We start from the raw sequence: 21,684 nt of genomic DNA on the forward strand, positions 1-21,684 counted from the left end.
TCAAATCCAGGGCCGACGACGCGTATGCTATACATCACCGTATTCCGGCGCTTCACCGCGATACAAAGAAGCGTTCGCGCCTGTGCCCTGTCACAGATTTCACTGCCGGCGCTGTTCGTTGCGCTTGCTACGGGCGCCTCGGCCCAGCAGAGCGAGCCTGCGATCCGCCTCGACACCATCGAGGTGCAAGGCACCCGCGAGCAGGCACTCGGCCCGGTCAATGGCTATGTCGCGACCCGCAGCGCCACCGGCAGCAAGACCGACACGCCGCTCATCGAAGTGCCGCAGACCGTCAACGTCGTCACGGCCGACCAGATCCGCGCGCAAGGGGCCCAGAGCGTGAGCGAGTCCTTGCGTTACACCGCAGGCGTTCGCGGCGAGACCTATGGAGCCGCCTCGCAATTCGACAGCTACACGCAGATCCGCGGCTTCAAGGGCGATCTCTTCCTCGACGGATTGCGCCTGCCCGACGGCGCGGCCACGGCCGACTGGACGACCTCGGTCGTCGAGCCCTATGGGCTGGAGCGCGTCGAGGTTCTCAAGGGCCCTTCCTCCGTCCTCTACGGCCAGAGCGGCCCGGGCGGCCTCGTCAACATGGTCAGCAAGCGCCCCACCGCCACGCCGCTGCGCGAAGTCCAGCTCCAGACGGGCAGCTTCGGGCGCCTTCAGGGGGCCTTCGACCTGTCGGGGCCGATCGATCCGCAAGGCACCTTCCTGTATCGTCTGACCGGGCTCGCACGGAATTCCGGAACGCAGACCGATTTCATCGACGACGACCGGCTCTTCATCGCGCCGGCCTTCACCTGGCGCCCGAGCGCCGACACCACGCTGACGGTGATGGGCCAGTACCTGCGCGAGCGCAACGGCAAGACCAGCTTCAATTACCTGCCGACCTCCGGCACGCTCCATCCCAATCCCGTCAATGGTCGCCTGCCCTGGAACCGCTATGCCGGCGAGCCGGGCTTCGACCGCTTCGAGCGCGACCAGGGCTCGATCGGCTATGCCTTCGAGCATCGCTTCAACGACAGCCTGACCTTCAGCCAGAACCTGCGCTACACCCAGAACGACGTCTATCTGCGGGCGCTCAACCGCAACGGCGAATTGCTGGCCGACAACCGCACGCTGAACCGCGCCGCCTTCCGCATCGACGCCGCGGCGCGCGCCTTCACGCTCGACAACCGGCTGGAGGCCAAATTCGGCACCGGCCCGCTGTCGCATACCGCGCTCATCGGCCTCGATTACCGCAACGAGATCAGCCAATACGATGTCGGCCGCGGCCCGGCGCCCTCGATCCAGATCTTCAACCCGGTCTATGGCGCGCCCGTCGCCGATCCCGGCATCAACTTCCAGCGCAAGGATGCGGAACTGCGCCAGCTCGGCTTCTATGCACAGGACCAGATCAAGCTCGACCGCTGGATTGCGACCTTCTCCGGCCGCTACGACATCGCCGAGACCCGGACGCGCACGCAGACCCTGACGACCAATACGCTGGCCCGCACCTCGACGACGGACCGCGCCTTCAGCGGCCGTGCCGGGTTGAGCTACGTCTTCGACAACGGCATCGCACCCTATGTCAGCGTTTCCACGTCGTTCCAGCCGACGGCGGCGACCGACTTTTCCGGCGCGGCCTTCAAGCCGCTGACTTCCCGGCAATACGAGGCCGGCGTCAAATATCAGCCGGCATGGATGAATGCCTCCCTCACCGCCGCGGTGTTCGACATTCGCCAGGACAATACGCTGACGGGCGATCCGAACCCGGCGCATCCCTTCGCGCAGGTCCAGCTCGGCGAGGTTTCCGTGCGCGGCTTCGACGTCGAGGCCAGGGCGCAGCTGACCGAAGGCCTCGGGCTGATCGCCTCCTATGCCTTCCTCGACCACGAGATCACCAAGAGCTCGATCGCAACCGATATCGGCAAGCGGCTGCCGGGCACACCGATGCATCAGGGCTCGCTCTGGGCCGACTATGCGATCCAGGGCGGCCCCTTTGCCGGCCTGTCGCTTGGCGGCGGCGTCAGGTTCGTCGGCAGCACCTACGACACCAACAACACCGTGCGCATCCCGTCCTATACGCTGGTCGACGCCACCATCGGTTACGATCTCGGCAAGCTGATGCCGGCCTTGAACGGCGCCAAGCTGTCGGTCGTCGCCAAGAACCTGTTCGACCGCTACTACGTCTCGCAATGCGGCAACGTCCCGGGCTGCACGCTGGGTTCGCGCCGCACGGTGCTGGCAACGCTGAGCTATCGCTGGTGAGGATCATGAACCGCGCGACCGGACTTGGGAGGCGCGCGGCCGCGCTGGTCGGCCTCGCCCTCTCGCTGCTGCTTGCTGCGCCGGCCGCGGCGAAGGACATCCGCGTCACCGATCTCGCCGGCCGCGAGGTGGTTCTCAAGGAGCCGGCGAAGCGGATCGTCCTCGGCGCCTGGGTCAGCCTTGATGCGCTGTCGCTGCTGCATCCCGACCCCGTCAGCCTGCTCGCAGGCTGGGCGGAGGGCGGCGCCAATGCGATCCAGCCTGCGATCCTGCGCGGCCGGTTTCCGGCGATCGACCGGGTTCCGGTCGTCGGCCGTGGCTCCTTCGAGGCCATCGGCATCGAAACGATCATCGCGCGCCAGCCGGATCTCGTCCTACTCAGCCGTTTCGACGCCTATCGCTACGGTTCCGACGCCGCCCCGGGCATCGCGAAGCTGGAGGCGGCGGGCATCCAGGTCGCCATCGTGGATTTCTTCCTCGACCCCCTGAAGAGCACGGAGCCGAGCCTGCGCATCCTCGGCAAGCTCATCGGGCGCGAGGCGCAGGCGGAGGCGTTCATCGCCTTCTATCGCGAGCATCTCGACCGTATCGCGACACGGCTGGCCAAGAATACTGCCGAGCGTCCTTCGGTTTTCCTGCATGCTTTCGCGGCAAGGCCCGAATGCTGCTTTTCCGCCGGCCCCGGCACGATCGACGGCTTCATTCGTCTGGCCGGGGGCGAAAACATCGGCGCGGAGAAGATTCCCGGCGCGGTCGGACAACTCAGCCTGGAGTTCGTCCTGACGCGCAATCCCAAAGTCTACGTCGCGACCACGACCTCCGACAATGCCGACGCCGAAGCCTTCGCGCTTGGCCCGGCCGTACCGGCGGAGAAAGCCGCCCGCAGCTTCGCCAGACGCCTCGAAGGTCGCGACCTCGCGGCTCTGGATGCCGTCGCGCAGGGTCGCGCCCATGGTCTCTGGCACCTCTTCGTCCATACGCCCGCGCATGTCGTTGCAATCGAGGCTTTGGCAAAATGGCAGCACCCAGGAATCTTCGCGGATATCGACCTGGGCGCCACCCTGCGCGAGATCAACAGCCGATTCCTGGCGGCGCCGCTGGAGGGAACATTCTGGATCTCCACCGGAAGACATGCCCCCCGGCGGTGAGCCATCGCGGCGAGCGGATGGACTCCGTTCCAGCCTTCGCGTCAGGTACACTGGTCGACCGTCGCTGGCAGCACGTATCGATCAATCGGCACCCTCATGCCATTATAGGTCGACCGATCAGGCGTGACCGCGAAGCGGAGTAGATTGTGACCGAGCGATTTGAACGGCATCGCCAACCCTGGACAGCCGAGGAACTCCAGAAGCTGAGGTTGCTGGCCGGAAAGGGCATGGCCCTGAAGGCGATTGCGAAAGCGATGACACGAAGCGAAGAGTCCATCAAGGACCGCGCAAAGCTCGACGGAATCAGGATCGCGAAGCTCCGCTAGACCCCATCAGGGCTCCCTACCGCGAGGGAGCCATGGCCTCAGGTCGGCCCTGCCTGACGCCGCTTCCATTCGGCATAGAGATCGGGCCCGCCTTCGAGGCGAACCGGCTTATAGGCGATCTTCATCGACTGCTCGGCGAAAGGCTTTGCCAGATCGGCATAGACCGCCGCGCTCGACAGGCCATAGGGCGCGCCGTCATCGTTGGAATAGGCATAGTAGACCTCGCTGACGCCGGCGATCCGCATCGCCGCCATGCACATCGGGCAAGGATGGCCGCTGGCATAGACCACGCAGCCGGCGAGGCTCGGCGAAGCCAGCTTGCGGCTCGCCGCGCGCAAGGCGGTCAGCTCGGCATGGGCGGTCGGGTCGTTGGTCGCGACGATCTCGTTGACGCCGGTCGCGATCACCTCGCCCTCCCGGACGATCACGGCCCCGAAGGGCCGGCCGCCCTTGTCCATATTGGACCGCGCAAGTTCGATCGCCTCGCAGAGAAACCGCTGTGCCTGATTCATGATCGCACCCTTCAGTTCAACGCCCCCCGGCCGCGAGCAGGATCTGCTGCATCCCGGCCTGGCCGCGGCTGCGGGCGTGCTGGAGCGGGGTCACGCCATCGCGGTCGGCGAGGTTCACATTCGCACCGGCCGCGAGCAGGTCCTTGACGATCTGTTGATGCCTGTCGCCGCCATCGCTCAGGATGATCGCCTCCAAAAGCCCGGTCCAGCCGAGATTGTTGATGTGATCGACCGCAACGCCGGCCGCGATCAGGGTGCGGACCGTCTCGACATGGCCACGCTCGCAGGCCGGGATCAGCGCCGTACCGCCGTAGCGATTGGTGCTCTTCAGGTCCGCGCCATGCTCCAGCGTCAGTTTGAGGATGGCGAGGTGGCCGCGCGCACCGGCATAGAGATAAGGGCTGTCGTTCATCCCGTCCTTGGCGTTGACGTCGGCGCCGGCCTCGATCAGGGCGCGGGCGGCGTCGACGCGATTCTCATGGGTCGCGACCAGCAGGGCGGTCCGGCCGCGCGCGTCGCGTGCGTCGATCACTGCGCCCTCGACGAGCAGCCGCTTGATCGTGGCGACATCATCCCTGGCCGCAGCGGCGTGCAATCTGGTTTCGGTCATGGCTTGTCCGGATACTGTCTGCGGGCCGAAGGCCAGCAGGAGAACAACAAAGGCCAGGATCGGCGAAAATCGGGGCAATTCCGTCTCCCTGGACTGCGACCGGCGCCGTTCCGGTAGACCCGACCCGACGCGCTTCGACGGGAAAGATAGCCGGAGACATCGGACATGGCACCTGGGCTCATGGCCGCCGGGCCGGAACCAGGATCGCGCCGGAAGCTGCGATCACCAAAGCGAGGCCGAACCAATCGGTCGGCGTCGGCCGCTCGGCAAGCAGCAGCACCGAACCGAGCACGCCGATCGCCGGTACCATCAGCGTGCCCAGGCTCGCGATCCCAGCCGGCAGGCGCGCCACCACCGTGAACCAGAGGAAATAGGCCAGTGCCTGCGCGCCGATGATGTGGAAGCTCAGCGCCGTCAGCACGCGCGGCGAGAGCAGCTTCGGCACGGGCAGGCCCTCGAAGACGAGCATGCCGATGCCGGCGACGAGCCCGCCGATCAATAATTGCCAGGCGGCGATCGTCAGCGCCGGGGCGGAGACCGGCCAGCGCTTGGTCACGATCGTGCCGAGCGCCCAGCTCACCGCCGCGAGTAGCGCCAGCATCAGGCCGAAGGAGAGCTGCCCCACCAGGATCAAGGGCAGGCCGAGGCAGATGAGCCCGGCGATGCCGAGCGCGAGCCCGGCGAGGCGCCTGCCGTCGAAGGCCTCACCCAGCACGAAGCGGGCGAGCAGCGTCGCCCAGATCGGCATGGTGAAGGTCAGGATGGCGGCGCGCGAGGTCGGCGCGGCGAGCTGCGCGAAGGCGAGCAGCACGTTGAAAGCCGCGATCGAGAGGAAGCCGGCAACGACCAATCGTAGCCACTGCCCGCGCGGCACCGCGAGCGGAACGCCGCGCGTGAGAGCGACCGCGACAAGGACGAGGCCGGCGAAGCTCATCCCGGCGGCGCGCAAGGTCCAGGGCGCGATCTCGGTCAGCGATATCCGCACCGCCGGCCAGTTGAAGCCCCAGAGCAGGCCGAGCAGCGGGACAAGCAGCAGCGCCCTGCCCGGCTTGCCCTCGCTCACCCCTCGATGCTTTCGAGCCCGCACCATTCGGCCACGAAGAGCGCCATGGCGCCGGTGATGCGCTTCACCGAGGCGAGGCTGACGCGTTCGTCGAAGGCATGGATGTTCTCGCCCATCGGGCCGTAGCAGAGCGCCGGAATCTTGTCGTAGAGCGCGTGGACGCGGGTATCGAGATAGGCCGCCGTCATGAAGCTCTTGAGCGGCTTGCCGAGCGCTGCCTCATGGGCGCGCGCGAGCACGGCCTCGGCTTCGCTGCCGGGCTCCAGCACATAACCCTCGGCCCAGAATCCGTTGAAGGTGACCTTCGGGGGATTGTTGGCCAGGAAGGAATCGCCGCGCGCAGCTTCGCGGATGCAATCCTCGATGCGCTGCGCCGTCTCCTTGGCGGTGACACCGGGATAGAGCCCGACGCGACAGTCGACACGACACCAGCACGGCACGGAGGAGGCCCAGTCGCCACCCTCGATCTTGCCGATGTTCAGGTTGATCGGATGCGGGTCATCCTCGAAATGCTCGCGGCCGGCCTTCTCGATGTTGAACTGCTCCTCGAGCTTGCGCAGCGCTCCAACGACCCGATAGGCTGCGTCGATCGCATTGGCGCCGGTGCCCATCTCGCGGACATGGGCCGGGATGCCGCGCACCTCGAACTGGAACCAGAGCACGCCAGCATTGGCGCGGGCCAGCATCTCGTATTCCGGCTCGGGGATCAGCGCGGCCTCGGCGCGATAGCCGCGCAAATGCGTCATCAGCGCGCCGTTGCCGGTTGATTCCTCCTCGACGACGGATTCGACATAGACCGTCGCCGCCGGCTGCATGCCGATGCGGCGCAGCGCATCGAGGCAGAAGAGATTGGCGGCGGAGCCGGCCTTCATGTCGGCGCTGCCGCGACCATACATCCAGTCGCCCTCGATCACGGGATCGAAGGGCGCATGCTTCCATTGATCGGTAGGGCCGGCCGGGACGACGTCGACATGGGCCTGCAGGATCAGCGAGCGGCCCTTCTCCTCGCGGGGGCGATGGATGCCGACGACGATCGGAGCTTCCGAATGCGTCTCGGAGAAGGGAGCACCGCCGGGATGGGCGGCGATCGCTTCCCTGTCCATGGCGAAGCGGTCCATGGTGAAGCCGCGCTGCTTCATCGCCCGGAAGATGAAATCCTGGACCGTGTGCTCCTGCCCGCGGGTCGAGGCGAAGCGGACGAGTTCCTGCGTATAGGCGACCTGCTCGTCGAAGCCCGCCTCGACGGCAGCGAGGATTTTTTCGCGCAAGGCGGGATCGAGAGGCATGGGGCAGATCTCCTTAGGCCGAATCCGTCATGCTCGGCCTTGTGCCGAGCATCCACGCCTTACGACATGGATGAAGGGAAAGACGTGGATGGGCGGGACAAGCCCGACCATGACGCGGAGCGCTGCCCCATTAGTGCCCGAAGCGCCCGCCGCCCGGCACCGCCGCCAGCAGTTGCCGCGTATACGCGTGCTGCGGGTCGGCGAAGATCGCGGCCGTCGGCCCGCTCTCGACGATACGCCCGCGCTGCATCACCGCGATGCGGTCGCAGATCTGCGCCGCGACGCGCAGATCATGGGTGACGAAGAGGATGGCGAGGCCGAGCCGGCTCTGGATGTCCTTGATCAGCTTGAGAATCTGGGCCTGCACGGAGACGTCGAGCGCGGACACTGCCTCGTCCGCGACCAGCACGTCCGGTTCGAGCGCCAGCGCCCGGGCGATGCCAACGCGCTGGCGCTGGCCGCCCGAAAACTCATGCGGGTAGCGGTCGATCGCATTGGCGGAGAGGCCGACCAGTTCCAGCAATTCCTTCGCCCGCGCCAGTGCCTCCTTGCGCGGCGTGCCGTGGGCGACGGGACCGTCAGAGATGATGCGGCCGACAGTCTGGCGCGGATTGAGCGAGGCGAACGGGTCCTGGAAGACCATCTGGATGCGCTTGCGCTGGCGTCGTAGTTCGGCGGGTTTGAGTTCGGAGAGGACGAGATCGCCGAGCGCGATGCGGCCGCGATCGGGTTCGATCAGGCGCAGGCAGCAGCGCCCGACCGTCGACTTGCCCGAGCCGGATTCGCCGACGAGACCGAGCGTCTCGCCACGGACAAGCGCGAAGGAGATGTCCTCGGCCGCCTTGACCTCGCGCGCCACGCCGAAGAGCGAGCGCTTGCGATAGGTCTTGCCGAGCCCCTCGACGCTGATCACCGGCGCGGTATCCGGCAGCGGCGGCAGCACGGCCGGCGTCAGCGAGGGCACGGCGGCAAGCAGCTTCTGCGTGTAGGGATGTTGCGGAGAACCCAGCACCTGATCGGCCGTGCCCTCCTCGACCAGCACGCCCTTTTCCAGCACGGCGATACGGTCGGCGATCTCGGCGACGACGCCCATGTCATGGGTGATGAAGAGCACGGCCGTGCCGTGGCGATGGCGCAGGTTGTCGATCAGCTTGAGGATCTGCGCCTGGGTGGTGACGTCGAGCGCGGTGGTCGGCTCGTCGGCGATCAGGAGCTTGGGTTCGAGCGCGAGCGCCATCGCAATCATCACACGCTGGCGCTGGCCGCCGGAGAGCTCGTGCGGATAGGCCTTGGCGAGGCGCGGCGGATCGGGCAGGCCGACCTCGGTCAGGAGATCGATGGCGCGGGCCCGGCGCGTCGCCCTGTCGTGCAGGCCATGGGCCTCGAAGGTCTCGACGATCTGGTCGGAGATGCGCATGACCGGGTTGAGCGAGGTCATCGGCTCCTGGAAGATCATGCCGACCTCGCGACCGCGCACCTCCTGCATCGCCTGCTCGTCGAGGGCGAGGATGTCGCGGCCGGCGAGCCTCATCTGGCCCGCGACCGGCTTCACCGCCTTGGGCAAGAGACCCATCACCGCATGGGCGATCATCGACTTGCCGGAGCCGGATTCGCCGACGACGCAGAGGGTCTCACCGGGCTGGATGGCGAGCGTGACGGTCTCGACGGCATGGGCGCGATCGGCCATCGCGGGCAGGGCCAGCGTCAGGCCTTCGATGGAGAGCGCGGGCGTTTTCATTCGCGCCGTCATTCCCGCACCCTGGCCAGGCGCGGGTTCAAGGCATCGTTCAGCCCCTCGCCGGCGAGATTGAGCGCGAGCACCGTCAGGAAGATCGCGAAGCCCGGGAAGAACGAGATCCACCAGGCGTCGAGCAGGCGCGTGCGGCCGGCGCCGACCATGTAGCCCCAGCTCATCAGGTTGGGATCGCCGAGGCCGAGGAAGGAGAGCGAGGATTCCAGCAGGATCGCCGAGCCGATCATCAGCGAGCCCATGACGATGATGGGCGCGATGGTGTTGGGCAGGACCTGGCTGAAGATGATGCGCGGCGTCGACTGGCCGATGGTGACGGCTGCCTGGACATATTCGCGACTTCGCAGCGAGAGCACCTCGCCTCGCACCAATCGCGCCACGGGCGGCCAACTGACCACGCCGATCGCGAGCACGATCGAGCCGAGTTGCGGCTGCAGGATCGCGACCAGCACGATCGCAAGCGCGAAGGAGGGAATGGTCTGGAAGAACTCGGTGAAGCGCATCAGCGCGTCGTCGACGAAGCCGCCGGCATAGCCTGCGGCAGCGCCGAGCGGCACGCCGATCACCAGCGCGACCAGCGTCGAGACCATGCCGATCATCAGCGAGACGCGGGCGCCATGGACGAGGCCGGAGGCGAGGTTGCGGCCGAGCGTGTCGGTGCCAAGCGGGAAGCGCTCCATGGTGAAGGGCGCGAGGAAGGGCCGCGCCACCGGCCGCCAGGGCGATTGCGGATAGAGCGTCGGCGCCAGGATCGCGAAGGCGATGACGGCAAGCAGGATGAGGATGCCGATGACGGCGCCGCGGTTGCGGGCGAAGCGCTTGAGGAAGTTCATGCGTGCGCCTCGATGCGCGGATCGACGATCCGGTAGACCAGATCGGTCGCGATGTTGAAGCAGACGACCATCGCCGAGGAGACGAAGAAGACGCCGAGCAGGACGGAATAGTCGCGCTGGACCAGCGCATCGAACATCAACCGGCCGATGCCCGGCCAGGCGAAGACGGTCTCGGTCAGGACCGCGCCGCCGACGAGCTGCCCCGCCTGCAGGCCCGCCAGCGTCACCACCGGCAGGATGGCGTTGCGGGCGACGTGCCGGCGCCAGACTCTGGCTTGCGAGACACCCTTGGCGCGGGCCGTCTTGACGAAATCGGCGCCAGCCACCTCCAGCATCGAGGCGCGCATCATCCGGGCATAGAGTGCGGTGAAGAACAGGCCGAGCGTCAGCGCAGGCAGGACGAGATGCTGGCCGATATCGAGCGCGCGGGCGAGACCGGTATAGTTCGCGCCGATGGTCTCGTAGCCGACATTGGGCACGAGCCCGAGCTTCAGCGCGAAGACGATCTGGCTCATCAGCGCCACCCAGAACAATGGCGTCGCGTAGAACATCAGCGCCAGCGTGGTGATCAGGCTGTCCGACCATTTGCCGGCCCGGCGCGCGGCGAGCGCGCCCATCGCCGTGCCGACGACGAGCGAGACGAGGAAGGCCGCGCCGGTCAAAAGCAGCGTCGCCGGCAGGCGCTCCATGATCAGGCTCAGCACCGGCTGCTGCTGGCGATAGCTGAAGCCGAGATCGAAGGTGAGATAGCCCTTCAGGTAGATCCAGAGCTGGGTCAGGAAGGGCTGGTCGAGGCCGAAACGGGCGCGCAATTGTTCGAGGAGCTGCGCATCGGCAGCGCCGGCCTCGCCGGCGAGGACCTGCGCGGGGTCGCCGGGTGCCGCCCGGATCAGCAGGAAATTCAGGATCGCGATCGCGAAGAGGACGATGATCCCCTTCACGAGCCGGCCGGCGAGGAATTGCGCGAGGTTCATTCAGGACTTTCGTGAAGCTGCCATCCCACGCGCGCCGCGGCGCGAAGTGCCGCTGCGCAGACGCGGGACCGTCATCAGGATAGGGCGGCCTTATAGGCTAACCCCGATACGATCCCGGATCGCCGCTTCGCGGCGTCCGGGATGACGCGCCCCTCGGAGCTGACCTTACTCCTTCCAGGCGTCGCGGAAGCCGTCGTCGACGCCGATGCCGGTGGTGACGAGGTTCTTGACGTTGCAGCGATAGATGGTCGGGAAATCCATCTCCAGCAGCCAGAGCACCGGCAATTCATCGGCCAGGATCTTCTGGATCTTGGTGTAGAGGTCCTGGCGCTCCTTGTCGGTCGGTGCGATCGCCGCGTCGGCGAAGAGCTTGTCGACTTCCGGATTGGAATAGCCGCCGACATTGGCGAAGGGATTGCCCTTGGCAATATTGGAGGAAATGTAGGAGCGGGCTACGCCCATGGCGGGATCGCCGAGCTGGTAGAGGAAGTTGAAGTTCAGGTCGAAATCCCAGTTCGACGCCTTCTGTGTCCAGCCAGGCACGTCGGTATTCTCGATCTGGATCTTGACGCCGACATCCTCGAAATTCTGCTTGATCGCCTCGGACCAGCGGCTCCAGGTCTCACCATAGGGCAGGTTGAGCAGCTTGATCGTCTCGCCCTTGTAGCCGGAGGCCTTGATCAGCTCCTTCGCCTTGGCGGGGTCATAGGTGTATTTCGGCACATCGGCGGAATAGAACTTGGTCTTGGACGAGATCGGCCCGGTCGGCAGCTTGCCGAGGCCGCCCCAGACCACGTCCCTTCCGAACTCGCGGTCGATCGCGTACATCAGCCCCTGGCGGAACTGCTTGTTGCCGAGGATGCCGTTGCGCACGTTGGGCGTGATCCAGGCATGGGGAGCGAACATCTCCCAGCCCTTGGTGGTCATGCAGGTATTGGGCAGCTTCGACAGGCGCGCGACGTCGTAGACATCGACAGAGCCGCCGGTCAGCACATCGACCTTGCCCGTCTCATAGGCAACGGCGCGAGCGGCTGCATCGGGAATGATCTGCCAGTAGATCTCGTCGAGGTTCGGCTTGCCCTTCAGCCAGTAGTCCTCGTTCTTGACGAGGTGGATATAGGAGCCCTTCTTCCACTCCTTGAGCTTGAAGGGACCGGTGCCGATCGGCGTATTGTTGGCGGGGTTGGCGCGATAATCCGTGCCGTCATAGATGTGCTTGGGGATCATCGGCGCGGAGGCGACCTCCTGCGTGATGATCAGCGGGCCGAAGGGCTGCTTCAGTACGATCTTCACGGTGAGATCGTCGACCTTCTCGATCTTCTCGACCTGGGCGTTGACGATCGGGCGCCAGCGCGGATGAACCTCGCGCAGGAACTTGTCGAGGGTGAAGACGACGTCGTCGGCCGTGAACGGCTTGCCGTCATGCCATTTCACGCCTTCCTGGAGCTTGAAGGTGTAGGTCTTCGCGTCCGGGGAGATCTCCCAGCTCTTGGCGAGCGAGGGCTGCGGCTCGAGCTTCTCGTTATAGCGCAGCAGCGATTCGTAGATATTGCCGGCGACCATGTTGGTCGGGCCGTTCTGGTTAAGGCCCTGCATCAGCATCGGCGGCTCGGGCTGGACGACGACATGGACCGTCCCGCCCTTCTTCGGCTCCTGCGCCTGCGCGGCGCCCAGCGCGAGCACTGAGGCGGCAAGCGCCAAACCGAATCCCAAACCCGTAGCCTTCGCGATCATCTGCCTGTTCCCCTGTCTCGTATCGAGATCATATCGTTTGAATCGGATCCGTTCGGATCGTCCGGCGCCATCGCACCCGATCACGCGCCTCTTGGCAAGCGCCGCGCCAACCGATCGGGCACCTCAGCGGGCCATGCTTGCAAGGGCATCGCGCATCGAGGTGCTGGGAATGCCGAAGAGGCCGCCATAGTGCGTTTCGAGATCGGTGATCACGAACATCACCGTGGAGATCGAGACGATGCCGATTGCCAATACGATCGCGGCGAGACGGCGACGCGGGATCTGCAGGCCGAAGCTCAGGAAGACCAGCATCAGCCAAAAGGTCACGATACTCGTGAACAGCGGCGAGATGGGGCCGCGCACATCCTCGATCACAGCCCAGCGCCGTTGCTGCACGCGCTGATAGGTGGCTCGACACTCTGCAGCAAGGTTGGCGCGAAGCGCATCGGCGGGGTTCAGGCCGTTGATCGCCCGGCCGATGCGGCCGATCAGGGCGCCGAGCGCGGGATCGGCGCCTTCGCGTGCCATGGCAGCGGTGTCGGGATAGGAGACGCCCGCGGGTTTGGGCTCGTCTGGCCAGGTACTTGCGATCACACCCGCCGTATAGCTGCGCAGGTCGAGCCGGATCGGATCTGCCTCGGTCCCGTAGCTGCGCAGGCATTCATCGAACTGGGCGAGCCCAGCCGCATCGGCATTGCGATCGCGATAGGCCGTATCGAAGGCCGCCTTGACGCTGGAAAGCTGCAGGCTGAGCACCAGGGCGGCGAAGGTCACGAGCAGGCTCGTCACCAGCCGGATCGCCTCCATCGTGCGTTCGGAGAGATGCTCCTCCGACAGCCAGCCCCGCAGCTTGACGCCGAAGATGGCGCTCCCGCTGAGCAACGCGCAGAAAATGAAGGCTGCCAGCGTCTCGGCCATGGTCGCGATCGCTCCGGACGGATGCGGTCCCTGCGCATACCGGCCCAGATGGGCGTGCGACCGCAGGCCCTGTCAACAGAGGCGACGGATTCCTCGCCATGGAGCCCGCGTGCTCAGCGGAGCTCCTCGACATAGGTCGCGACGAAGCGGACGAGTTCGCTCTGCCGGGCCGTGCCGGTCTTGGCGAACAGGCGCTGGAGATGGGTCCGGGCGGTGGTCGGGGCGATACCCAGCCGCTTGGCGGCAATGATCGTGTCGAGCCCCTCGACCATCAGGACGAGCATGCGCTCCTCGGTCGGCGTCAGGCCGCAGGCCTCGCTGACACGGGCGATGTTGCGATCCATCGCGCTCTCGGGATCGTCCACCGTCAGGACGAACAATTCGATGCTCGTCAGATGGACCGCGTCGATCGCGATCTGGCGGCCGTTGCGCAGCACCAGCGGCAACCGCATCTCGCCGGCCGCACTGCCAGTGCGGCAACGCTTCAGCCAGAGCTGCAACCGCGCCATGAAATCCTTGTCGCTGGCAGTGAAGCGGTCGATGCCCCCCAGGCCGTCGCGGGTCAGCGCTGCCGCGCCGCAGTTGCCGAAGCGCTGGTTCAGCTCGGCATCGATGACGAAAACCGGCCTGGAAGTCCGCCCGAAGGCATCGGGGGCGACATGGGCGCGTGCGTGGAACGGGCTGTAGCTCGTCCTGGCGGCAATCGAGACGTGAAGCGACATCGCAATATCCATCCCTGCAATCGACGGGTCGCCGCACCCTGCTGCCGGAGAACCGAAACCCGGCCGGATGCAGCTCCGTTCTCTTTGGTCGCGGCGAGGCGCGAGCAGGTTCAATGCTCCTCTCGATTTTGGACTGTTATTGGATATTGCATTCAGGCGCCCGCGGCAGGCTCCCCCACCGCCCGCGTCAGGCGGTCAGCGTCAGCTTGTAGGTATAGGTATCGCCCCGGAACAGACCTTCGACATATTCCAGCATGTCACCGTCGGCGCCGTAGCTGCGTCGTTTGATCAGCAGGCAGGGCACGGGAGCATCGAAGCCGAAGATGGCGCGCTCCTCGGCCGTCGGCGCCGCAGCCTCGATGGTCTGGTCACAGCGCGTCAGGGGCAGGCCGAGTTCGGCGAGCCGGGCATAGACCGAGCCGGAGAGATCGCTCTCCGCCAGGTCCGGCGCCCGCTCCAGATTATACCAGGCGACCTCGCGCGACATCGGGATGCCGTCGCCGGAGCGAATGCGGACCAGCTTGAGGAAGCGCGCATGCGAGGAACGGCCGAAGATCGAGGCGATCGAGCGGTCGTTGACCACTGAGCGCTCGACGATACGGGAGGACGGCACACGGCCGAGCTCCTGCATCTCCTGGGTGAAGCCCTTGAGACGATCCATGCCGGAATGCAGGCGCGGTCCGGCCCCTTGCACGATCGAGCCCAGCCTCCCCTGCGCGCTCAGCAATTTCCGCTCGCGCAGGGCGTTGTAGGAGCGCTGCACGGTGGCGCGGCTGATGCTGAGCCGCTCGGCGAGCTGACGTTCAGCCGGCAGGGTCGTGCCCGGCGGCAGCGTGCCGTCGCCGATCAGCTGAGTCAGCTGGTCCTCGAGCTGCTGGTAAAGCGGCTTGGCGGTGTCGGTACGCAGTTCCAGCAGGTTCTGGAAGGGCGGTTTTGCAATCTGCTTAGGCACTGTCATCGATGGCATGAGCGTGACACAACCCGCGTAGCAGTTCGTGAATGGGAAAATCAAACCCTATGACCGGCAAACCTGTTTTCGTGCTGGGAAGCTTCGTCGTCTCCTGCTCGGCCAAAGTCGCCCGCTTCCCGCGCCCGGGGGAATCGCTCGCCGCCGAAACCGTGACGATCGAGCCGGGCGGCAAGGGGCTGAACCAGGCGATCATGGCCCGCCGCCTTGGCGCTGCAGTCGAGGGCCTGCTCGCCGTCGGGGACGACCTCGCCGCAGCCTTCGCGCCGCCGGCGCTCGAACGGGCCGGCCTGCCGCAATCGATGCTGGTCCGTCTCGACGGCGCGACGGGTAGCGGCATCGGCTTCACGGACGCCGGCGGCGAGACCTGCCTTGCCGTCGCCTCCGGCGCCAATCTCGCCCTCACGGCCGCGCATGTCCGGCAGCGGGCGCCGGCCGTTGCCGCTGCGGCGCTGGTGACGGCCCAGTTCGAGATCGGCGATGCGCCGATCGAGGCGGCCTTTACGCTGGCCCGGCAGGCCGGCATCCCGACCCTGCTCAACCCCTCGCCCTTTCGGCCGATTCCCGCCGCCATCCTGGCGCTGACCTCGATCCTGATCATCAACGAGACCGAAGCCCGCGGCCTCGCGGCCGCGCTCGGACGGGAGCAGGACGAGGCAACCGATCCGGATCGCTTCGCGAGGCAACTCGGGCCAGCGCTCCTGAAGCACGGCCCGCGGCTCGTCGTCCTGACCCGAGGTGCAGCCGGAGCCGTGGCCGTCACGGCGGATGCTCCCGCCATCGTGCAGGCGGGCTTTCCCGTCGAGGCGATCGATTCGCTCGGCGCCGGCGACGCCTTCGCCACGACGCTCGGGGTTCGGCTGGCGATGGGACTGGCCTTGCCCGAAGCCCTGCGCGACGCCGCGGCGGCGGGCGCCCTGACGACCACCCGTCACGGCGTCTTCGAGGCGTTGCCCACGGCCGACGCCATCGCGCTCATGAGCGGGAGGTGAAGCAGCCTCCTCGCGACGAGAAAATTTGGATTGCTTTTGGACTTTTCCTGACCAGCCCATCCTGCTATTTTGGGAAGGGTGCATCACGCATGTGCCTTCCTTGGCCAGCCGGGATTTCTCATGCCGCGCCTCGACGTCGATACCGTCATGTCCACGATCGACCGGCTGCTGGTCGGGGCGATGGACGAAGGACAGATGCAGGCCGCCGCGGAAGCGATGCGGCAACTCTTCAACGGCTCGAAAGCCTGCTTCGCCGGGATCGGCCCCCACCCCGACGACTGGGCATCCTATGCGACCGATCCCGACGAAGCGCTGCAGGAGCGTTGCACCGGCGAACTCGCGCCCGATTTCATCGAGATGGGCGGCACGCTGCGCGACATCCCGTACGGTGCGATCTACCGGGATCACGAGGTGTTCGGCGCGGAAGCCCTGCGCAACTCCCGCGTCTGGCTGGAATGGATGCGCCCGCAGGACATGTTTGGCGGCCTGGCCTGCCGGCTTGCCGGGAATGGGCAGGCCTTCTGGCTCTTCGACGTGCAGCGCGGGCGACATCAGGAGGGTTTCGACGCCGAGGATGCCGCCCTGCTCGAAAAGCTCTATCCGGTGTTGCGGCGCGTGGTCGAACTGCGCCGCCATATCGGCCGGGTGACCATCCAGCGGGACGAAGCTCGCGGCGCTCTCGACCGGATCGCCATCGGCCTCGCGATCCTCGACCAGGACATGCGCATCACCTACGCCAATGAAGGCGCCGACGAGATCCTCGCCGACCCTGACGGCGCGCTCAGGCTGCGCCAGGGCCGCCTGTTCGCACGTCAGCCTGCCGACCAGCGCCAGCTCAAGCAATTGGTCGAAGGCGCCCTGCGGAGCGCACTGGACCCCCTCGCCCATCATCAGGCCAGCATGATCCTGCATGGCGAGGATGGTTCTCATTCGCTTTCGGCCTGCGCCATGCCAGCGCCCCCTTCGCCTGCTCAGGACCAAGCGGCCGGCCAGGTCCTGATCGCGCTGCGGCGCCTTGAGACGGCGACCAATCTCGTCGCCTGCGCGCGCCAGCTCTTCGACCTCACCGATACCGAAGCCAAATTCGCCTCCGCGCTCGCGAGCGGATCATCCCTGACCGAAGCCGCCGAAGCCCAGGGTGTCCGGATTTCGACGGCACGCACGCATCTGGCGCGGATCTTCCAGAAGACGAATACCCGACAGCAAAGTCAGCTCGTTTCACTACTGCGCAGCGCGGAACTCCCTCTTCGGCCGCGCTGAATCCTCGGCATTCGGGCTGATCCCAAGCAACATTCGCCGCGTCTACGGTTTGTTTTCCTAGCTTCCTCTCGGTCAGGCCATGAAAACGAACCTAGACGAGACGCCGCGGCCGTTTCGTCATCCAAATGACGGAGATTATCCGGCCGGCCGATGAAACCGGCCACCCGTCATCGGCCTGGGCACGCCGGTGGTCGAGGGCAGGCTCAGCGGCAACCCCTTTACCGAGCGTATGGCGAAATAGGCGAAGATCTGCGCCTCCAGCGCATCGCCGTTCCAGCCGACCGCCTCCACCGGCTCGACCGGCATACCCAGCCGCTCGGCGAGCCGCATCATGAAATGCCGGTTGAGCCGACCGCCGCCGCCGACGAGCCAGCGCTGCGGCCGGCGTGGGACATGGCGCAGCGCCGCAACGAGGCTCTCGATGGTGAAGGCCGCCAGCGTCGCCGCGCCATCGGCATCCGAGAGCGGCTCGACGACCTGGGCGCGGCGGTGGAAATCGTTACGGTCGAGCGATTTCGGCGCAGGCCGGTCGAAGAAGGGATTGGCCATGAAGCCGGCAACGAGATCGTCATGCACGCGCCCGCTGGCCGCCAGCGCGCCATCAGCGTCATAGGGCCGGCCGAGCCGGCGCAGCACGAAATCGTCGAGGATCGCGCTTGCCGGGCCGGTATCGAAGGCAACGACGGTATCGCCGTCGATATAGGTGACATTGCCGACGCCGCCGAGATTGAGGACCATCACCGGCTGGTCGAGGCCCTGCGCGAGGGCGCGATGATAGAGCGGGGCAAAGGGCGCGCCCTCCCCGCCGGCTGCGACATCGGCATCGCGGAACCGGTCGACCGCGGGGATGCCCAACGCATCGGCCACCGCCTGACCGTCGATGAGCTGACGGGTAAAGCGCTGCTCCGGCCGGTGGTAGACTGTCTGGCCGTGCAGGCCGACGAGATCGATCGCGGCGAGAGCAAGCCCCTGATCGGCGATGTAGGCCCGGACGGCGGCGAGATGGTCGGCGGTGATAGCGGCCTCGAGCTCCGCCAGCGGAGCGCGCCCGGCCCGCTCGGCATCGGCGATCACGGCCTGAAGCTCCCGGCGCGTGGCGTCGCGGTAGGGATAGGACGCGCCGGCGCCGAAGGAGACGGCGTCGTGCCCGTCGCTCGTCACCAGCGAGACGTCGATGGCATCCATCGACGTACCGCTGATCACGCCGATCGCGGTCAGGCTCTCCTGCGACAGGTCGGCCTCAGGCGTTACGCCGGACAAGGCTATTCGCCCGGCTGCGGCCCGTCATAGCCGCCGATGATCACGAGATCGGACTGGCCGGCGCTGCTCAGATGCTTCACCGCTTCCTGGTATTCGGGCGAGGCGTAGCAGGCGCGGGCCGTCTCCTCGTCCTTGAACTCGATGACGACGTTGTGCTTGCGGCCCTCACCGCGGGCGAGCTTGTATTCGCCGCCGCGAACCAAGAACTTCGCGCCGTATTTGGCGAAGGCCACGGCGTTGAGCGAACGATACTTGGCGTAGGCCTCGGCGTTCTCGACGTCGACGCGCGCGATCCAATAGCCCTTGGCCACGGTCAGACGCCTTCGACAGCGACGAGATCGATCTCGCCGGCGCCCTCGCGCAGCTTGCGCGCCTCGGCATATTCCGGCGAGAACAGATAGGCCCGCGCCGTCTCGAAGTCCTTGAATTCGAGAACGACGTTGCGGGCGCAACCTTCGCCCTCGCCCACCGTCATCTGGCCGCCGCGCACGACTGGCGTGCCGCCATATTGCTTGATGACCTCGGAGGCCTTGGCGGCATAGCCCGCCCATTTGGTCGCGTCGGTGACCTTGGCGCGGCCGATGACATATCCCTTGGGCATGGTGCTATCCGTTGGCTGAATCGGGTTCGGACGGAGCTTACGAAGCCGCGACGATCTCGTCCATGACCGCGCCCGCCGCCGCACGCGGGTCTGCCGCGCGGATGATGGGACGCCCGACGACGAGGTGATCGGCGCCGACGCGGATCGCCTCGGCCGGGGTGAGCGTGCGCTTCTGGTCGCCCGCCGCGCTCCCGGAAGGCCGGATGCCCGGCGTCACGATGACCATGTCCGGCCCGATGACCTCGCGCACGATCGCCGTCTCGGCAGCCGAGCAGACGATGCCGTCGATGCCGGCCGTGCGAGCCTGCTCGGCGCGCAGGCGCACGAGATCGCGCACCGCGAGCCCATAGCCGGCATCGCGCAGGTCGCCATCGTCATAGGAGGTGAGCGCAGTGACCGCGAGCAGCTTCAGGTCGGCGTCGCCGCGGCCTTCGACGGCACCGCGCATGGTCTGCGGATAGGCATGGACCGTGAGGAAGGTGACGCCGAGCTTGGTCAGCGAGTCCACGCCCTCGGTCACGGTGTTGCCGATATCGTGCAATTTGAGGTCGAGGAAGACCTTCTTGCCCTCGGCGACGAGCTGGCGCGCGAGATCGAGGCCGCCGGCGAAGGCGAGGCGATAGCCGATCTTGTAGAAGGTGACGCCGTCGCCCAGCGTCGAGACCAGGCGGTAGGCATCCCACACGGTCGGTACGTCGAGGGCGACGATCAGGCGGTCGCGGACATCGTTGATCTTCGGGTTCATCAACCGGCTCCCTGAGTTTCGAGGGAAGGCGCATGATTCGAAGCAGGATGCAAGCGCGGGAAGCGCGAGCCCGGCACGGAGAACATCCTTCTGCGCATTGCTGCCTTTCCGAGAAACCTGTTTCCCCCGACCGGCCGACCCTCTAGGCCACACGCTCCGCTTCCTCGGAGACGCCGACGATGTCCTGGGCTGCCCTGACCGGGTTTCTGCTGCTGACCGGCATGGCCGCCTATGTCCAGACGCTGACCGGTTTCGCCTTCGGGCTGATCACGATGGGCGGCGTCGGCCTGACCGGCCTGCTCTCGCTGCCCGATGCCGCCATGCTCGTCAGTGTTCTCACGCTGGTCAACGCGGCGCAGATGCTGCTCAAGGGCTGGCGCGATGTCGACTGGCGCAAATTCGCGCTGGTTCTGATCGCGAGCTGGCCCTTCCTCTTCATCGGCTTCAATCTGCTGGAATGGCTCGCCGCGAGCCGGGCCGATCTGCTGCGGCTGGCGCTGGGCTTCGTGATCATCGTCTCCAGCCTGCAGCTCGCGCGGAAACCCGACCCGTTCCGGCAGCCGTCGCGAGCCCCCAGCTTCCTGTTCTTCGGTGGCATCGCCGGATTGATGGGCGGCCTGTTCTCGACCGCGGGCCCGCCGCTGGTCTACCATTTCTACCGCCAGCCGATGCCGCTCGTCGTCGTCAGGGAAACGCTGGTGACGATCTTCGCGCTGAACGCCCTGTTCCGCACAGGGCTCGTCATCGCCTCCCAGCAGATTCCCGCGGCATCGACGCTATCGGCTCTCTTCGCCATTCCGGCAGTGATCGCGGGAACACATCTGGCACGCCGCTATCCGCCCCCGCTCTCGCAAGCCGTCATGCGGCAGATGGTGTTCCTGCTGCTGTTCCTGTCGGGCGTTTCGCTGGGCGCGCCGGCGGCTGTGCACCTGCTGGGGTTTTGAAACGTCATGCTCGCCCTTGTGGCGAGCATCCCCGTCTTGAACACCGCATTGCCTGAGGGAAGACGTGGATGGCCGGGACAAGCCCGACCATGACGGGAGCGACCGCGCTTAGAACTGCGGCTCCTGCGGAGCCTGCGCCGTCAGCACCTGCTGGAACACCTGTGCCCAGACTTCCGGCGGCTGCGCGCCCGAGACCGCGAGCTTGCCGTCGACGATGAAGAAGGGCACGCCTGTGACGCCGACCTTGCGAGCGTGATCCTCCAGCCCGATCACGGTCTCGCGCAACTCATCGTTGGCGAGTTCGTCGCGGGCGGCCTGCTCGTCGAAGCCCTGCTCGACCGCGATCTGGATCAGCGTCTCGAGGTCGCCGATGTCGCGCCCATCCTGCCAATAAGCCTTGAACAGGGCCGCCGTCATGTCGCCGCCGCGCTGCACCGTCGAGGCGGCTGCAACCAGCATATGGGCCATGCGGGTGTTGACGCTCTTCGTCACCTTCGCCCAGTTGAAGGTGACGCCGCTCTCCAGCGCCGCCTCCGACAGCCGAACCTCGATCTCCTTGCGCTTGCCAGGGCCGAACTTGCTTTCGAGGTACTGGGTACGATCCATGCCCTCCTCGGGCATCTCCGGGTTGAGTTCGTAGGGCAGCCAGGTAATGGCGAAGCGCTCGTTCAGGCCATAGCGCTCCAGCGCCGTCTCCAGCCGGGCCTTGCCGATGAAGCACCAGGGGCAGGCGATGTCGGAGACGATCGCGAGCGGCATCTTGTCCTGCATGTCGATGTCCTTGTC

General features: G+C 66.5%; 22 protein-coding genes. 6 read left to right on the forward strand and 16 right to left on the reverse strand.

All coding sequences use genetic code 11. The annotated features are described in order from the left end of the window. The first annotated feature begins 24 nt into the window (after positions 1–24). The 3 genes from AC1RLU_RS12280 (at position 25) to AC1RLU_RS12290 (ending at position 3,727) form a co-directional block, all read left to right on the forward strand. Complete coding sequence (locus AC1RLU_RS12280; protein ID WP_492795839.1) at positions 25–2,253, forward strand: TonB-dependent siderophore receptor; 2,229 nt, start codon at positions 25–27, stop codon at positions 2,251–2,253. Positions 2,254–2,258: 5 nt separating this feature from the next. Then, on the forward strand, positions 2,259–3,401 hold the full coding sequence (locus AC1RLU_RS12285) for an ABC transporter substrate-binding protein (protein WP_492795841.1): 1,143 nt from the start codon (positions 2,259–2,261) through the stop codon (positions 3,399–3,401). 146 nt (positions 3,402–3,547) lie between these two features. Next, positions 3,548–3,727 carry a hypothetical protein gene (locus AC1RLU_RS12290; RefSeq protein WP_454031738.1) on the forward strand — a complete coding sequence of 60 codons (180 nt, stop codon included), beginning with the start codon at positions 3,548–3,550 and terminating at the stop codon, positions 3,725–3,727. 38 nt (positions 3,728–3,765) lie between these two features. On the opposite strand, the gene AC1RLU_RS12295 is transcribed toward AC1RLU_RS12290, so the two are convergent. The 11 genes from AC1RLU_RS12295 to AC1RLU_RS12345 all read right to left on the reverse strand — a co-directional run bounded on the left by AC1RLU_RS12295 (position 3,766) and on the right by AC1RLU_RS12345 (position 15,087). Further along, entirely contained in the window at positions 3,766–4,239 is a 474-nt protein-coding gene (locus AC1RLU_RS12295; RefSeq protein ID WP_492795842.1) for a nucleoside deaminase, read from the reverse strand. Between the two features lie 16 nt (positions 4,240–4,255). Next, a complete protein-coding gene (locus tag AC1RLU_RS12300; RefSeq protein ID WP_082617237.1) occupies positions 4,256–4,849 on the reverse strand; it encodes an ankyrin repeat domain-containing protein in 594 nt (197 codons plus the stop codon). Between the two features lie 178 nt (positions 4,850–5,027). Next, positions 5,028–5,912, reverse strand: a complete 885-nt coding sequence (locus AC1RLU_RS12305; protein WP_492795844.1) for a DMT family transporter — start codon at positions 5,910–5,912, stop codon at positions 5,028–5,030. Next, positions 5,909–7,198 (reverse strand): ArgE/DapE family deacylase, encoded by a 1,290-nt coding sequence (locus tag AC1RLU_RS12310; RefSeq protein ID WP_492795845.1) that lies wholly within the window; start codon positions 7,196–7,198, stop codon positions 5,909–5,911. The genes AC1RLU_RS12305 and AC1RLU_RS12310 overlap by 4 nt, the downstream gene beginning before the upstream one ends. A gap of 130 nt (positions 7,199–7,328) precedes the next feature. After that, entirely contained in the window at positions 7,329–8,936 is a 1,608-nt protein-coding gene (locus AC1RLU_RS12315; protein WP_492795846.1) for an ABC transporter ATP-binding protein, read from the reverse strand. An 8-nt stretch (positions 8,937–8,944) separates the two neighbouring features. Further along, positions 8,945–9,781 carry an ABC transporter permease gene (locus AC1RLU_RS12320; protein WP_492795848.1) on the reverse strand — a complete coding sequence of 279 codons (837 nt, stop codon included), beginning with the start codon at positions 9,779–9,781 and terminating at the stop codon, positions 8,945–8,947. Then, a complete protein-coding gene (locus tag AC1RLU_RS12325) occupies positions 9,778–10,755 on the reverse strand; it encodes an ABC transporter permease (RefSeq protein ID WP_492795849.1) in 978 nt (325 codons plus the stop codon). The genes AC1RLU_RS12320 and AC1RLU_RS12325 overlap by 4 nt, the downstream gene beginning before the upstream one ends. Positions 10,756–10,920: 165 nt before the next feature. Further along, the gene (locus AC1RLU_RS12330) at positions 10,921–12,489 is read right to left on the reverse strand and encodes an ABC transporter substrate-binding protein (protein WP_492795850.1); all 1,569 of its coding nucleotides are present in this window, start codon (positions 12,487–12,489) and stop codon (positions 10,921–10,923) included. Between the two features lie 123 nt (positions 12,490–12,612). Then, positions 12,613–13,407 (reverse strand): bestrophin-like domain, encoded by a 795-nt coding sequence (locus AC1RLU_RS12335; protein WP_492795851.1) that lies wholly within the window; start codon positions 13,405–13,407, stop codon positions 12,613–12,615. Between the two features lie 113 nt (positions 13,408–13,520). Further along, complete coding sequence (locus AC1RLU_RS12340) at positions 13,521–14,129, reverse strand: helix-turn-helix transcriptional regulator (RefSeq protein WP_492795852.1); 609 nt, start codon at positions 14,127–14,129, stop codon at positions 13,521–13,523. A 187-nt stretch (positions 14,130–14,316) separates the two neighbouring features. Beyond that, on the reverse strand, positions 14,317–15,087 hold the full coding sequence (locus tag AC1RLU_RS12345) for a GntR family transcriptional regulator (RefSeq protein ID WP_248309245.1): 771 nt from the start codon (positions 15,085–15,087) through the stop codon (positions 14,317–14,319). Positions 15,088–15,146: 59 nt separating this feature from the next. On the opposite strand from AC1RLU_RS12345, the gene AC1RLU_RS12350 reads away from it, so the two are divergent. Continuing rightward, positions 15,147–16,088 carry a PfkB family carbohydrate kinase gene (locus AC1RLU_RS12350; protein WP_492795853.1) on the forward strand — a complete coding sequence of 314 codons (942 nt, stop codon included), beginning with the start codon at positions 15,147–15,149 and terminating at the stop codon, positions 16,086–16,088. Positions 16,089–16,208: 120 nt separating this feature from the next. Beyond that, complete coding sequence (locus AC1RLU_RS12355; protein WP_492795854.1) at positions 16,209–17,348, forward strand: helix-turn-helix transcriptional regulator; 1,140 nt, start codon at positions 16,209–16,211, stop codon at positions 17,346–17,348. A 135-nt stretch (positions 17,349–17,483) separates the two neighbouring features. Here AC1RLU_RS12355 and AC1RLU_RS12360 read toward each other — a convergent pair whose 3' ends face one another. Genes AC1RLU_RS12360 through pyrF form a run of 4 tightly spaced genes read right to left on the reverse strand, consistent with a single transcriptional unit; the run spans position 17,484 to position 19,954 of the window. Next, positions 17,484–18,608 (reverse strand): anhydro-N-acetylmuramic acid kinase, encoded by a 1,125-nt coding sequence (locus AC1RLU_RS12360; RefSeq protein WP_492795855.1) that lies wholly within the window; start codon positions 18,606–18,608, stop codon positions 17,484–17,486. A gap of 2 nt (positions 18,609–18,610) precedes the next feature. Beyond that, positions 18,611–18,919 (reverse strand): DUF1330 domain-containing protein, encoded by a 309-nt coding sequence (locus AC1RLU_RS12365; protein WP_061965366.1) that lies wholly within the window; start codon positions 18,917–18,919, stop codon positions 18,611–18,613. Positions 18,920–18,921: 2 nt separating this feature from the next. Continuing rightward, a complete protein-coding gene (locus AC1RLU_RS12370; RefSeq protein ID WP_492795857.1) occupies positions 18,922–19,209 on the reverse strand; it encodes a DUF1330 domain-containing protein in 288 nt (95 codons plus the stop codon). Positions 19,210–19,246: 37 nt separating this feature from the next. Then, a complete protein-coding gene (gene pyrF, locus AC1RLU_RS12375) occupies positions 19,247–19,954 on the reverse strand; it encodes an orotidine-5'-phosphate decarboxylase (protein WP_061965370.1) in 708 nt (235 codons plus the stop codon). 179 nt (positions 19,955–20,133) lie between these two features. Here pyrF and AC1RLU_RS12380 point away from each other — a divergent pair, with 179 nt between their 5' ends. Continuing rightward, positions 20,134–20,898, forward strand: a complete 765-nt coding sequence (locus AC1RLU_RS12380) for a sulfite exporter TauE/SafE family protein (RefSeq protein ID WP_113587682.1) — start codon at positions 20,134–20,136, stop codon at positions 20,896–20,898. Positions 20,899–21,006: 108 nt separating this feature from the next. Here the strand turns inward: AC1RLU_RS12380 and AC1RLU_RS12385 are convergent, their stop codons facing one another. Further along, positions 21,007–21,669, reverse strand: a complete 663-nt coding sequence (locus AC1RLU_RS12385; RefSeq protein ID WP_091856092.1) for a DsbA family oxidoreductase — start codon at positions 21,667–21,669, stop codon at positions 21,007–21,009. Between the last annotated feature and the right edge of the window lie 15 nt (positions 21,670–21,684).

The organism is Allobosea sp. GW822-FHT05A11, from assembly GCF_058800455.1.